The organism is Bacillus sp. ISL-51, assembly GCF_018613535.1.
GTDB lineage: Bacteria > Bacillota > Bacilli > Bacillales > Bacillaceae > Bacillus.
In genome coordinates, this window is the sequence record NZ_JAGGQB010000009.1 from 61,793 (window position 1) to 74,635 (window position 12,843).

At 46.1% G+C, this 12,843-nt stretch carries 11 protein-coding genes and 2 pseudogenes; 5 read left to right on the forward strand and 8 right to left on the reverse strand.

Annotated features, from left to right (window positions below; translation table 11 throughout):
• Window positions 1-3: 3 nt before the first annotated feature.
• Window positions 4-1,889, reverse strand: a pseudogene (gene htpG, locus J7E26_RS13375) (molecular chaperone HtpG).
• A gap of 267 nt (window positions 1,890-2,156) precedes the next feature.
• Between htpG and J7E26_RS13380 the strand changes: the two are divergent.
• Window positions 2,157-2,978: an SDR family oxidoreductase gene (locus J7E26_RS13380; RefSeq protein WP_214800230.1), complete on the forward strand. Its 822-nt coding sequence runs from the start codon at window positions 2,157-2,159 to the stop codon at window positions 2,976-2,978.
• A gap of 65 nt (window positions 2,979-3,043) precedes the next feature.
• On the opposite strand, the gene J7E26_RS13385 is transcribed toward J7E26_RS13380, so the two are convergent.
• The 4 genes from J7E26_RS13385 to J7E26_RS13400 form a co-directional block, all read right to left on the reverse strand.
• On the reverse strand, window positions 3,044-3,643 hold the full coding sequence (locus J7E26_RS13385; protein WP_214800231.1) for a response regulator transcription factor: 600 nt from the start codon (window positions 3,641-3,643) through the stop codon (window positions 3,044-3,046).
• A complete protein-coding gene (locus tag J7E26_RS13390; RefSeq protein WP_214800232.1) occupies window positions 3,640-4,776 on the reverse strand; it encodes a sensor histidine kinase in 1,137 nt (378 codons plus the stop codon). The genes J7E26_RS13385 and J7E26_RS13390 overlap by 4 nt, the downstream gene beginning before the upstream one ends.
• A gap of 112 nt (window positions 4,777-4,888) precedes the next feature.
• The gene (desA, locus tag J7E26_RS13395) at window positions 4,889-5,938 is read right to left on the reverse strand and encodes a Delta(5) desaturase DesA (protein WP_214800233.1); all 1,050 of its coding nucleotides are present in this window, start codon (window positions 5,936-5,938) and stop codon (window positions 4,889-4,891) included.
• Window positions 5,939-6,243: 305 nt separating this feature from the next.
• A complete protein-coding gene (locus tag J7E26_RS13400; protein ID WP_214800234.1) occupies window positions 6,244-7,401 on the reverse strand; it encodes a TetR/AcrR family transcriptional regulator in 1,158 nt (385 codons plus the stop codon).
• A gap of 141 nt (window positions 7,402-7,542) precedes the next feature.
• Here J7E26_RS13400 and J7E26_RS13405 point away from each other — a divergent pair, with 141 nt between their 5' ends.
• Window positions 7,543-8,880 carry an aldehyde dehydrogenase family protein gene (locus tag J7E26_RS13405; RefSeq protein WP_214800235.1) on the forward strand — a complete coding sequence of 446 codons (1,338 nt, stop codon included), beginning with the start codon at window positions 7,543-7,545 and terminating at the stop codon, window positions 8,878-8,880.
• A gap of 36 nt (window positions 8,881-8,916) precedes the next feature.
• On the opposite strand, the pseudogene J7E26_RS18635 reads toward J7E26_RS13405, so the two are convergent.
• Together J7E26_RS18635 and J7E26_RS13410 are read right to left on the reverse strand one after the other, a co-directional pair.
• A pseudogene (locus J7E26_RS18635) lies at window positions 8,917-9,009 on the reverse strand (hypothetical protein); the annotation flags it as partial.
• 21 nt (window positions 9,010-9,030) lie between these two features.
• Window positions 9,031-9,453, reverse strand: a complete 423-nt coding sequence (locus tag J7E26_RS13410) for a DUF5391 family protein (protein ID WP_214800236.1) — start codon at window positions 9,451-9,453, stop codon at window positions 9,031-9,033.
• A 164-nt stretch (window positions 9,454-9,617) separates the two neighbouring features.
• On the opposite strand from J7E26_RS13410, the gene J7E26_RS13415 reads away from it, so the two are divergent.
• Window positions 9,618-9,929 (forward strand): ArsR/SmtB family transcription factor, encoded by a 312-nt coding sequence (locus J7E26_RS13415; protein WP_214800237.1) that lies wholly within the window; start codon window positions 9,618-9,620, stop codon window positions 9,927-9,929.
• A 76-nt stretch (window positions 9,930-10,005) separates the two neighbouring features.
• Window positions 10,006-11,172, forward strand: a complete 1,167-nt coding sequence (locus J7E26_RS13420; protein WP_214800238.1) for an MFS transporter — start codon at window positions 10,006-10,008, stop codon at window positions 11,170-11,172.
• A 115-nt stretch (window positions 11,173-11,287) separates the two neighbouring features.
• Here the strand turns inward: J7E26_RS13420 and J7E26_RS13425 are convergent, their stop codons facing one another.
• Window positions 11,288-11,974 (reverse strand): VOC family protein, encoded by a 687-nt coding sequence (locus J7E26_RS13425; protein WP_214800239.1) that lies wholly within the window; start codon window positions 11,972-11,974, stop codon window positions 11,288-11,290.
• Between the two features lie 298 nt (window positions 11,975-12,272).
• Here J7E26_RS13425 and ahpC point away from each other — a divergent pair, with 298 nt between their 5' ends.
• Window positions 12,273-12,836, forward strand: a complete 564-nt coding sequence (gene ahpC, locus J7E26_RS13430; protein ID WP_003326173.1) for an alkyl hydroperoxide reductase subunit C — start codon at window positions 12,273-12,275, stop codon at window positions 12,834-12,836.
• The last annotated feature ends 7 nt before the right edge of the window (window positions 12,837-12,843 follow it).

Consider the following 12,843-nt stretch of genomic DNA (forward strand, 5'->3'; position numbering starts at 1 on the left):
GCGTCATACCATGACTTTGCAGATGTCATTCGTAAACTCTACCGGATCATGGATCGGCAGCCCTTCGATCAGCAGCGCTTGATTGTACAGAAGGTTTGTATATAATGCGAGTTTTTCTTTGTCTTGTTCATGAGCATTTTTCAGCGTTTCGAATACTTCGTGATTCGGGTTGATTTCCAGCACTTTTTCCGCTTTGACCTGCTGGCTGTCAGGCATGGCGTTTAATACTTTCTCCATTTCAATGGTCACTTCACCGTCTGTGGCTAAGCAGACCGGATGTGATTTCAGCCGTTTGGAGGCTCTGACGTTTTTGACCTTATCCGCAAGAATCTCCTTCATGTTTTCAAAAAGATCTTTATGCTCGTTTACTTCGGCCTCTGTCTGCTTTTCATCCTCATCCGGGTCAATGCCCAAGTCTGCGCTTGAAACGGACTTGAATTCTTTTTCTTCGTAGCTTGTCAGCATTTTGATCGCGAATTCATCAATATCCTCAGTGAAATATAAAATTTCATAGCCTTTGTCGGCCACCATTTCAGTTTGCGGCAGCTTTTCAATTCGCTCGTACGAGTCACCGGACGCGTAATAAATGTATTTTTGATCCTCAGGCATTCTGGACACATATTCATCCAGTGTAACGAGTTTTTTCTCTGTAGAGGAATAGAATAACAGCAAATCTTTCAATACGTCTTTATTTGCGCCGAAATCATTGTAGACGCCGAACTTCAGCTGTCTGCCGAAGGATTCATAGAAAGATTCATATGTTTCTCTGTTGTTTTTCAGCAGGCTTTTCAGCTCGCCCTTGATTTTTTTATTGATGTTTTTCGCAATCAGCTTCAGCTGGCGGTCGTGCTGCAGCATTTCTCTGGAAATGTTTAAAGACAGATCCTCAGAATCAACCATTCCCTTTACAAAGCTGAAATGGTCAGGAAGCAGGTCGGCGCATTTGTTCATGATCAGCACGCCGTTGGAATACAGCTCCAAGCCCTTTTCAAATTCCTTCGAATAGTAGTCAAACGGCATGTTTTCCGGAATAAATAAAATAGAGTTGTAGCGCACCGCTCCGTCCGCACTGATATGGACATGGGTAAGCGGCTTATCAAATCCGTAATGCTTCTCGGCATAAAATGCTTCGTAATCTTCATCCGTCAGCTCGCTTTTATTTTTTCTCCAGATCGGCACCATGCTGTTGACCGTCTGCTCTTCCAGCACCTCTTCAAACTCGTTGTCACTGTCTTCTTTCGGTTTGTTGACCGTCTCTTCCATTTTGATCGGGTAGCGGATAAAGTCCGAGTACTTCTTGATGATTGATTTAATACGGTAGTTATCTAAAAACTCATCATAGCTTTCATCTTCTGTGTTTTCTTTTATTTTCAAGGTGATTTCCGTACCGACGGTTTCCTTGTCACAAGGCTCGATCGTGTAGCCGGCCGCGCCTTCAGACGCCCATACATACGCCTCGCCTCGTCACTGCCGAGCGCCTTACTTTTCACCGTGACCTTATCAGCCACCATAAACGCCGCATAGAATCCGACGCCGAACTGGCCGATAATATCATGCCCATCCTTGATGTCATTTTCTTTTTTGAAAGCGAGAGAGCCGCTTTTCGCAATCGTTCCGAGATGCTGCTCAAGCTCATCCTTCGTCATTCCGATTCCGGTATCTGTAACAGTGAGCGTTCTTGCATCCTTGTCCGCCGTCACTTTTATGTAGTAATTGTCTTGATCAAAGGTTAACGAATCATCCGTTAAGGCTTTGTAGTAGATTTTGTCGATGGCATCGCTCGCGTTGGAAATCAACTCGCGGAGAAAAATTTCCTTCTGCGTGTAAATGGAGTTAATCATCATGTCTAGCAAGCGTTTGGATTCTGCTTTGAACTTTTTCTTTCGCACTTGAGATCTCTCCTTTGATTCATGCTTTTATGTTATGTAAACTCTTTTCAGCATCTATTTACCATATTCAAAGAGATCTGTCAATCTATTAGAATATGATATTCAGCTGAGTATTTCATATAATTAATTTAACATAAAAAACAATAATTGGATCATATTTTTCAAAAACCGATGATGCAAAAGTCCGCCATCGCGGTTTCGATATTCCGAATTATGTTTACTCCTTCACATATCGGGAAAGTTCCCAATAAAAAAGGAGAGTGCGGCATGGGAAGATTAACAAACAAAACCGCTGTTATCACAGGGGCCGCGACTGGAATTGGGCAAGCAACGGCAGAGGTCTTTGCCAATGAAGGCGCGCGTGTGGTCTGCGGCGACATCAATGAAAGTGACATGAAAGAAACCGTCAATAGCATCAGAAAAAACGGCGGAGAAGCAGAAGCCTTTCACCTTGATGTCTCAGATGAAGAAAATGTGAAGTCATTTGCAGACAAAATCAAAAATATGTACGGAACGATTGATATTCTCTTTAACAACGCCGGAATCGATCAGGAGGGCGGAAAGGTCCATGAATATCCGGTTGAGCTGTTTGACCGGATCATTGCCGTCGATCTTCGCGGCACGTTTCTTTGCAGCAAGTACCTGATTCCGCTCATGCTCGAAAAAGGAGGCTCAATCATCAACACCTCCTCCATGTCCGGCCAGGCCGCAGACCTTGACCGCTCCGGCTATAACGCCGCAAAAGGCGGCATTACGAACCTGACAAAAGCGATGGCCATTGATTATGCCAGAAGCGGAATCCGCGTCAATTCCATATCGCCGGGCACAATTGAAACACCGCTGATTGACAAATTGGCAGGTACAAAAGAAGAAGAAATGGGAGCCAAGTTCCGGGAAGCCAACAAATGGATCACACCTCTCGGCCGGCTCGGGAAACCGGAGGAAATGGCGGCCGTAGCTCTCTTCCTCGCCTCAGACGACAGCTCTTACGTCACAGGCGAAGACATCACCGCTGACGGCGGCATTATGGCTTACACATGGCCAGGGAAGATGCTGATTGATAAGAAGTGGAAGGAAGAGACGGAGTAATGGAGAGTAAAAAAACAGCCAGTGTGCAGCCAAAAAACACACTGGCTGAACAAACTGAGGGCCGGTTACTTAAACCAGCCCTTTTCCTTTGATCGTGTAATAGCTTCAATTCGGTTTTTTACTTCTAATTTATCTAGGATCATCGAAACGTAATTGCGGACTGTTCCGCTTTTGATGCTAAGGGCGCTTGCGATTTCTTTAGTATTTTTTCCGTCTGCGACAAGCTCCAACACCGCTTTTTCCCGTTCGGTCAGCGGGTTTTCTTCACTATAGATGTCCTCCATTAATTCAGGTGCGTAGACGCGTCTTCCTTTCATGACGCTGCGGATGGCGCTGACGAGCTCCTCGCTTGGGCTGTCCTTGAGCATGTAGCCGCTGACGCCTGCTTTTAGCGCCCGCTGAAAATAGCCGGAGCGGGCAAATGTCGTTAAAATGATGATTTTCACATCGCTGTCCTTGAGCATTTCTGCTGCATCAAGTCCTGATTTTCCGGGCATTTCGATATCCATCAGACAGATGTCAGGAGCGTGTTTTTCCACGAAATCGATGGCATCCTGGCCGCTTGTGCCTTTGCCGACGACCGTCATATCCTCTTCTAAATTCAACAGCGAACCAAGTGCGCCGAGCAGCATTTGCTGATCCTCAGCAATGAAGATGTTGATCATCTGCAACCATCCTTTTCTTTTGATTTTGAGTCATTTGGGATGCTCATGGTCAGCTTTGTCCCAGTAGATGTATCGATGGCTAAACTGCCATTTGCGAATTCAAGCCGTTCTCTCATTCCAAGCAGGCCGTGTCCCTTTGAAAAAAAGTGGGCTTCGCTGCCTCTGAAGCTGCCGTCATCCTCAACCGTGATGACAACCTCTTTCCAGAGCTGCTGAATGGTAATGCGGCATACATTGGCGCCGCTGTGTTTCACGACATTGGTGACAGCTTCTTTAATGCACATGCTGACGATGTTTTCGTTTAACATGGATATGTTTTTTGGCGCTTCTTTTTCTTCGTACACAAAGTCAATTCCTGCTGCTTCAAGTATTTGCCGAACATTGCCAAGCTCATCCTTCAATCGGATGCCTTTCATAGACGAGACAATTTGTCTGACCTCATTTAAGGAGGTGCGGGCTGTCTGCTGAACGTTTTTCAGCTCAGTGCGCGCCTGTTCAGGGTCCTTGTAAATCAGCTTTCGGGCAAGATCGCTTTTTAGTCCGATTAAGGAGAGCTTTTGCCCAAGCGTATCGTGAAGGTCGCGGGCGATGCGCTGTCTTTCTTCCAGCTTCACAAGATCTGCAATTCGTTCATTTGCAAATTCTAATTTCTCCTCAAGGCTCTCTCGTGCCTTCCTGCTTCGAATGCTGAGCGGAAGCAAGATGGCACTGATCAGTGTAATGATGATAAACGGGATTTGTGTCAAAAACCATCCTTTTTTCAGCACAAGGCTGAAGTTGACTGCAATCGCCGCACTGGCGATATGAACGTAATATAAAATGTAAAAAGGAACTTTCTCCCGAATGTGGCCGATGAAATAGGCGATAAAGAAGGCGAAATAAATATAGCTGAACAGCATGACCGAGCCGGTCGAAATGCCGATCAAAAGAAGCGCCCATAAGTAAAGCGGCCAGCCTTTTGCGACAAATGCAAAGCGATATGCGGCAAAGAAAACAAGTGTGAAAATGACGCCGGCAACCATTACAAAGGTTGAGGATGTCTTAAAAATAAAATAAAAGGGCAGGATGAAAAAAATCGTCCATATATAAGGGGAAATCCCGTTCAGTTTTTGAAATTTAAAATACTTCTTCATCCTTGTTCCACCTTCTGCTTCTTGTGTCTACCATCACTTTATCAAAACACCGCCTTCATTGCATCCTCATGCAGAAGGCCCTTTCCGTTAAGAGAAAGAGCCTTGCGCCATATTAGGCATTTTTCTTTAAAGATTCTTCCGGCACCTGCTGGGACGGCGGTGTTTTTCGTGCCTCCCGAAAGGTGACAAACTGCTTTTGATCCTCATCCCACAGGCGGAATTTCATGGATTCAAGACTTGTTTTAAGCGTAATGGTCGGTACATTTTTTAAAGGTTCATGCCCCTCATGAGCCGCTTCCAGCTTGTAATTTGGCACTTTCGGACTTAAATGGTGGACATGATGGTAGCCGATGTTGCCTGTCAGCCATTGCAGAAGCTTCGGCAGCTTGTAAAAGGAGCTTCCTTCTACTGCGGCCTGCACATAGTTCCAATGCTCATCGGCTTCAAAATAAGAGTCTTCAAACGTGTGCTGCACATAAAAGAGCCAGACGCCGATCGATCCCGAAATGAGGAAAATCGGACCCTGTACAAGCAAAAAGCTTTCCCAGCCAACAAGCAGGCACGTGGCACCAGCTAATAAGACAATCGCCGCGTTCGTGAAATAGGTGTTCAAGCGCTCCTTGCGGCGGGCGCCTTTTACGTTGAAACGGTTTTGAATAAGAAATGCGTAAATCGGTCCGAGAATAAACATAATAATCGGATTGCGATAAAGTCTGTAGCGTACTTTTGTCCAAGCTGACGCTTCGTTGTATTCCTTGACAGTCATCATCCAAATATCGCCGGTGCCTCGTTTATCTAAGTTGCTGCTTGTCGCGTGATGAATGGAGTGACTGCGCTGCCATTGAAGGTACGGAAACAGTGTCAGCACACCTGAAATAAAACCGAACAGGTGGTTCAGCTTCTTTTGTTTGAAAAAGGATTGATGGCAGCAATCGTGGAAAATGATAAAAATTCTTGTCAAAAAGCCTGCTGCTATAACAGTAAAAGCGAGGGTCAGAAGATAGGAGACATTGAGGCTGAAGTAAGCAAGAAACCAAAGGGCAAAGAACGGCACAAACGTGTTGAAAAGCTGATTGACACTATGCTTTGTATCGGCACCGGAAAATGCAGCAACCTGCTTTTTTAAAGATGCTTGTTTTTGAGTTGCGGTGTGATTGATCATAAATGTCATATCCCCTTTTTTTTATTATGATTCCAAGTATACCGAGGCGCTCGCGGCGTTTGTAGTAGCAGCCATCATGCCCCGAATATGACATTTGTCATGTTGGCAGCAGAATGCTGATCAGACGGCATTTGGAACGGTTTTCTTTTTTTGAACCGGAAGGGAAAAAGGCGGAAAGGAATTTTAAAAAGACAAGAAAGCCGCACTTCATATTCTGCAGATGCAATTATTTTTTGCTAAGTCTGACCGTTTGATTATGCGGTGTTTATCAATAAAAGACCTTCAGCCTGTCGCGGCTGAAGGTCTCACAGCAAAATCACCCTATACTTCTTCACATCCAAAAACTGCAAGAACTCCCTCGCCAGCACTTCCGGGGCGTGGTCTTTTCCTTCGTGGAGGCGATATTGTATCAATCCGACGAGCATGGATGCGACGTAATAGGCATAGAGCTTTTTGCCGGCGTGAACGCGGATCGGCTGGTGCAGGTAAAAGGATTGCAGCGCTCTGAAGATTTCCGGGATGACATCGGGGACGCCGGAACCCTCTCTCAGAAAATGGACGAGCGGCATGCCTTCCGATAGAGCCGAAAACAGGCGGACGAGCGCGGCTTCCGCTTCTGCCATGGAGCAGTCAGCAGGCGAACCGTTTACCGTCAATAAGCCGATCAGCTCCCGGCACGATTGGTGAATAATCGTTTTCAGCAATTCCTCTTTATTGGCGTAATGGTCATAAAAAGTGGCGCGGCGGAGATTGCTTTTCCGGGCAATATCGGAAATCGTGACCGCCGCATAATCTTTTTTCTCCGCCATTACGTCAAGCATCGACCCTTGTAAGGCCTGCCTCGTTCGGATCACCCGACGGTCGGCGGGCTGTTTTTCTTCATGTTCCGACACCCGGCGGCCGAACAGCCAGAAAAACCGCTTTTGAGAAATCAAATCCCACACCTGCCCGCTTACCGCCTCCGGGGATGCCTCCTGATCCTCATTCAGCCAATACAGAACGATGGCATACGTATATAAGGCGCGGTAATGAATGTACATATCCTGTTCAGTCGGCGAGAAATTCGCATTGACCGGCGACAGAAGAACATCCTGCCGGAACACATCTTTAAAAAAGGCGTGAAAGTGAAAATAAGGCATTTTATTGCGATCCATCATGGTTTGGAAAAATGCACGATGCTGATCAACAAATGACAGTGTTGGATGCACCTTTTGCCATGTCCCGTTTAAATTGAGAAAATCCTTATGCTTCAGCGAATCATAGAGCGCTTCGCTCAGTCCTTCTTTCATTTCTTCTGTAATATCTTCTATAATTGCATGTTTATCCTCGTAATAAAGGTACAGTGTCCCCCGGCTTACGTTCGCATGCCCGGCGATTTCCTTCATTGTGATCCGGCGGATATCCCGCTCCTGCAATAGGGTCAGCAGCGATTGTTTAATGTCAGCCGTCACAGAATCAGGCATAAGAGACACTCCTTTCATTAGACAGTTGTCCTGTTATTGTACGGTAACGTATAGATGCTTTCCCGCTGTCTTTGATACGGAATCACACCATTTTATAATAGGCCCGAGAGAAACAAAAAAGCAAATCAGGGGGAATTACAGATGGACCAGCAAGCAAAAGCGGATATTCAGCGCGTCTTTCAGCTGCAGAAGAAAAACCAGAAAGCATTGCGCGCTTCAACGGCGGAGCAGCGAAAAGAAAAGCTCAGCCGCTTATTAGAGGCCGTCACCGCCCATGAAGAGGAAATCATTGAAGCGATCAGACAAGACGTCCGCAAGCCTTATCATGAGGTAAAAAGAGCGGAGACGCAGGGAACGATCAAAGCCATCAAAGATAATATGAACAATCTAGAAGCCTGGATGGCTCCAAAACAAGTCGGCTCAGCCCTGAACCCGGAGGCTGACGGCGTATTAATGTACGAGCCAAAAGGCACGGCCCTGATTCTCGGCCCTTGGAATTACCCGTTTATGCTGACGATGGCTCCGCTTGCAGCAGCGATTGCGGCAGGCAACAGCGCGATTGTGAAGCTGTCTGACTTTACGATGAAAACAAGCCATATCGCCGCAAAAGTGATTCGCGAGGCATTTCATGAAGAAGATGCCGCCATTTTTGAAGGGGAAGTCGATGTCGCGACAGAACTCCTCGACCAGCCGTTCGACCATATTTTCTTCACCGGAAGCACAAACGTCGGAAAAATCGTCATGACGGCTGCGGCGAAGCATTTGTCATCCGTCACGCTTGAGCTTGGCGGAAAAAGCCCGACGATTATCGACAGCGAGTACGATCTGATGGACGCTGCGAAAAAAATAGCAGTCGGCAAATTTGTCAATGCGGGACAGACATGTATCGCCCCTGATTATGTTTTCATTAAGGAAGACGTACAGGATGCATTTACAAATATGCTGCAGACCATTGTCAACGCCGGTTTTATGGAAGATGACCATACGATTGACCGTGAAAAATTCACGCAGATTGTCAATGACCGGAACTTTAACCGTGTCAAAGCCCTGTTTGACGACGCAATTGATAAAGGGGCGGAAGTCGCATTCGGCGGCGTGTTTGACGCACATGACCGCACCATATCGCCGACCGTGCTAAAAAACGTCACGCCTGACATGAAGATCATGCAGGAAGAAATCTTCGCACCGATTCTGCCGCTCATGAATTACGAAGACATAGACGAAGCGGTTGAATACATTACAGACCGTGACAAGCCGCTTGCATTATATGTATTCAGCCATAATCAAAAGCTTATCGATTACGTGCTGCAGCATACGACGTCCGGCAATGCCGCGGTGAATGATGTCGTCGTTCATTTCACGGACGTGAATCTCCCGTTCGGAGGCGTCAATACGAGCGGAATCGGTTCATATCACGGCGTGTACGGCTTTAAAGAATTTTCTCATGAAAAAGGCGTATTTATTCAAGCCTCTAAATAGAAAAAGAATCCGCGCATGTGACGCGGATTCTTTTTGTTATGTCGCTGAACCAAAAGCAAGCAGTTTTTTATAAGTGCCGATGTACAGCGTCCCGCCCTCAGCGAGAACCGATGAAGAAATGACATTGCTGTACACTTTATGGAATGATAGTCACATCGTCTGCTGTCGGTGCGGAGCCGCACGGAACGCAACAACATACCACAGCACATTGACGATAAAAGCCGCGCCCGACCAAGCCAAAACGCCGGAAAAGGAAGACAGCTCCTGTCCTTCATTCATACCGATAGCCAGCGTCACCAAAATGACAGCAAGCCAAATGATAAGCCCGATTCCGCAAAAAACAGCCATAATGATCTTCATCACATTTACACCAAGAACATAAAGAGCAAGCGGAATCAGATAGAAGACAAGCATCATACCGACAGACGTCCACATGCCGGCAGAGTTAAACGAATTCGCGTTCGGCCCCGTTTCTGCAAACGGAGATAGCGAGCCGATAACCGGCAATAAACAAAACATCACAGCGGAAAACAGGGTCACCGTGACTGTACCTTTTTTGTTTGTTTGATTCATGAGAATATCCTCCTGACGACATCCCGGTATTGGTTTTACCGAGAATCTGATAATATGTTATATTTTAACACATTTATTTGCGAAATTTTGGTCTGCCCCCATTGTGAGAAAGGTTTTTTTGAAAAAGAATTTACAAATCTAGAAAAATAGATATAATAAGCTGTATGGAACCAATACTTATTCATAAAGCGTTATCTAACAAAACCCGAAGTGACATTATGACATGGCTCAAACATCCCGAGGAACATTTTGATGAAAGGCCTTATCTTGAACAGGGCCTCAGCTTCCGCACCGGGATTTGCGTCGGTGATATTCAGGCGAAATCAGGGCTCGCGCAGTCCGTGATATCAAGCTACCTGCTGACGATGCAAAAAGCCGGCCTGCTGGAATCTGAACGGATCGGAAAATGGACATATTACAGACGAAACGAAAAAAACATCAAAGCCTTTGCTGAGTACGTCCAACACAATTTATAACATGAAAGGAGGGCTTTTTTGTTATAACATATCTATTTTTCTATATATGTAGTTACAAAAGGAGGCTTACATAAAAGTGAAAAAGAACAGCTCAATCTTCATTATTTTCTTGGCATTAGGGGTTTTCGGGATCATCACTACCGAAATGGGGATCATCGGTGTTCTGCCGCAGGTGGCGGACAGATTTCATATCACCGCTTCAAAGGCTGGATGGCTTGTCAGTATCTTCGCGTTAGTCGTCGCTGTGTCCGGCCCGTTTTTGACATTGCTCGCGTCAGGCTTGAATCGAAAATATATTCTTTTGCTGGCCGTGCTGATGTTTGCCGTTTCAAACACAGTCTACGCGTATACGGAACATTTCAATGTCTTGATTGCATTTCGGATTATCCCCGCCTTATGTCACCCGGTCTTTTTTTCTGTAGCTCTTGCGGCGGCGGCCCGGCTTGTCCCTGCCGATCAATCCGGAAAAGCCGTAACAAAAGTATTTTCGGGCATTACCGTCGGGTTTGCTTTTGGCGTGCCGTTCACGTCTTATCTGGCGGAGCGGCTGTCGCTGGAGGCGGCTTTCTTATTCGGCGCAATGGTCAGCATCATCGCTTTCGCAGGCATTCTCCTCTTTCTGCCATCCATGCCGGTGAAGGAAAAAATGTCTTTCAGAAGCCAGCTCGGCATCCTGCGTAAAACAGCCTTATGGCTCAATATCGGAGCCGTCATCTGTCTGTTTGCGGCCATGTTTTCTGTCTACAGCTATTTTGCGGAGTACCTCGGACAAGTGACCCATATGAATGGATCATGGATCAGCCTGATGCTGATGAGCTTCGGGGTAATTATGATCGCCGGAAATTTTGTCTTCGGCGTCATGTTACACAAAAATACGAAAAAGACCGTCATCCTGTTTCCGCTTCTTTATACAGCGGCTTACTTTCTCGTATACGGGCTCGGAACGTCTTTCATACTGATGGCTGTCCTCGTCTTCGTATGGGGCGCCGTTCATTCAGGCGGGCTCATCGTCAGCCAGACGTGGCTCATTGCGGAAGCAAAGGAGGCCCCAGAATTCGGAAACAGTCTGTTTGTCTCCTTTTCCAACCTCGGCATCACCCTCGGAACAGCTGCGGGCGGCTGGTTTATTTCACGTCTGGGAATCCATCAGCTGATATGGTGCGGCATGCTGTTCGCCCTGCTGGCTTTCGGATTGATGATGGGGCGGCTGGCATTGGGGAACAGAAAGCTCGCAGAAAACTGAGATCTTTTACAAAATTCGGCATAGTTGCGTATAACATACCAGATTACGTCAAGGGAGAGAAAAAAGCGCCGCATAACATCATTTACTGAGTCCGGGCTTTTCGAACCCGGACTTTTTATGACGGGTGCGTACGCGTGATGTCTATTCCGCCTTCACCGTCAGCTTCAATATGTGTCGTCCCGTTCACGGTGATCGAAAGCGGATGAAACTCCGCGTGTTGCTCAGAAAAAATCCAGCGGCGCCCCCTCGGCCCCAAAAGCAAAAACGCCCCATCCTTATAATCACCCATAAAGTGAAACCCGTCCTTGGCAAGAGGCGCATCATTTCTCACCGGAATGCCGAAGCGCTGTAATGTCTCCCCTGTTGACACCACCTCGGCAGCCGTCACATTGATCTCGCCAATATTCAATACGGACTCAATGGAAAAACTTTCTTCAGAGGCCGGCGACGAATCTCTGGCGATGAATTCCACAAGGTTTTGAGACGGATCTGAGAAATAAAAAGAACGGGCATTGATATGGGGAAAATACACCTCATCCTCACCAACTTCTGTTTGAAACGCCACCTTCCCCTTCGCCCATGCCTTTGCTTCATGAAATTGATTGTTCGGAACGTTAAAAGCAAAATGATAAAATGGATGAGATTGAGAATCGGTCCGCCTGAACTCTAATTCACTGTCTCCCGCCTTGATTGTAAACGAATCGTCCGTACTTTCGATCAAGGTAAAACCAAGCTCCCGTACATAGAAGCGTTTCGTCTTCTCCAAAGCATCACTGTACAACGTTACTTTGTTTATCAGCATCGTGATCACCCCTTTGGTTTATCTTACCACCTGACGGAAGAATTCCCACTATTTTGCTTCGCCAATTGAGAAACATCCCTCCCTCATTTCATTAAATTTAAAAACGGGGACAGACCGCTCATACCAAGCGTTTTCATACCTTAAAAGCAAAAAAACCATAAAATAATATGCCATATGCCTTGACAAAAAATAAATGTTATTTAATAATTCATATATAATTAGAATTATTATTGAAAGATAAAGTGTATTCTTTGTCTTTTTTAATATTTCAAATCACATTTCAGGAGGAAGATATATTATGTCTCTAATTGGAAAAGAAGTACAACCATTCGCAGCGAAAGCTTACAAAAACGGTGAATTCATCGATGTAACAAATGAAAGCCTGAAAGGCCAATGGAGCGTATTCTGCTTCTACCCTGCGGATTTCTCATTCGTATGCCCGACTGAGCTTGAAGATCTTCAAAATCAATACGCTGCTCTTAAAGAACTTGGAGTTGAAGTATACTCTGTATCTACAGATACTCACTTCGTACACAAAGGCTGGCATGACAGCTCTGAAAAAATCGGCAAAATCACTTACGCGATGATCGGTGATCCTTCTCAAACGATCTCCCGCAACTTTGATGTCCTTAACGAAGAAGAAGGTCTTGCTGATCGCGGAACATTCATCATCGATCCGGACGGCGTGATCCAAACTGTTGAAATCAACGCCGGCGGTATTGGCCGTGACGCAAGCAACCTTGTAAACAAAGTAAAAGCGGCTCAATATGTCCGTCAAAACCCAGGTGAAGTCTGCCCGGCTAAATGGGAAGAAGGTTCTGAAACACTGACACCAAGCCTTGACCTAGTAGGTAAAATCTAAGGAGTGC

Coding starts and splice junctions, on each gene's coding strand:
- J7E26_RS13405 (WP_214800235.1), top strand. CDS start 7,543: ATGGACCAGCAAGCAAAAGCGGATATTCAGCGCGTCTTTCAGCTGCAG.
- ahpC (WP_003326173.1), top strand. CDS start 12,273: ATGTCTCTAATTGGAAAAGAAGTACAACCATTCGCAGCGAAAGCTTAC.
- J7E26_RS13390 (WP_214800232.1), bottom strand. CDS start 4,776: ATGAAGAAGTATTTTAAATTTCAAAAACTGAACGGGATTTCCCCTTAT.
- J7E26_RS13385 (WP_214800231.1), bottom strand. CDS start 3,643: ATGATCAACATCTTCATTGCTGAGGATCAGCAAATGCTGCTCGGCGCA.
- desA (WP_214800233.1), bottom strand. CDS start 5,938: ATGATCAATCACACCGCAACTCAAAAACAAGCATCTTTAAAAAAGCAG.
- J7E26_RS13400 (WP_214800234.1), bottom strand. CDS start 7,401: ATGCCTGATTCTGTGACGGCTGACATTAAACAATCGCTGCTGACCCTA.
- J7E26_RS13410 (WP_214800236.1), bottom strand. CDS start 9,453: ATGAATCAAACAAACAAAAAAGGTACAGTCACGGTGACCCTGTTTTCC.
- J7E26_RS13380 (WP_214800230.1), top strand. CDS start 2,157: ATGGGAAGATTAACAAACAAAACCGCTGTTATCACAGGGGCCGCGACT.
- J7E26_RS13425 (WP_214800239.1), bottom strand. CDS start 11,974: ATGCTGATAAACAAAGTAACGTTGTACAGTGATGCTTTGGAGAAGACG.
- J7E26_RS13415 (WP_214800237.1), top strand. CDS start 9,618: ATGGAACCAATACTTATTCATAAAGCGTTATCTAACAAAACCCGAAGT.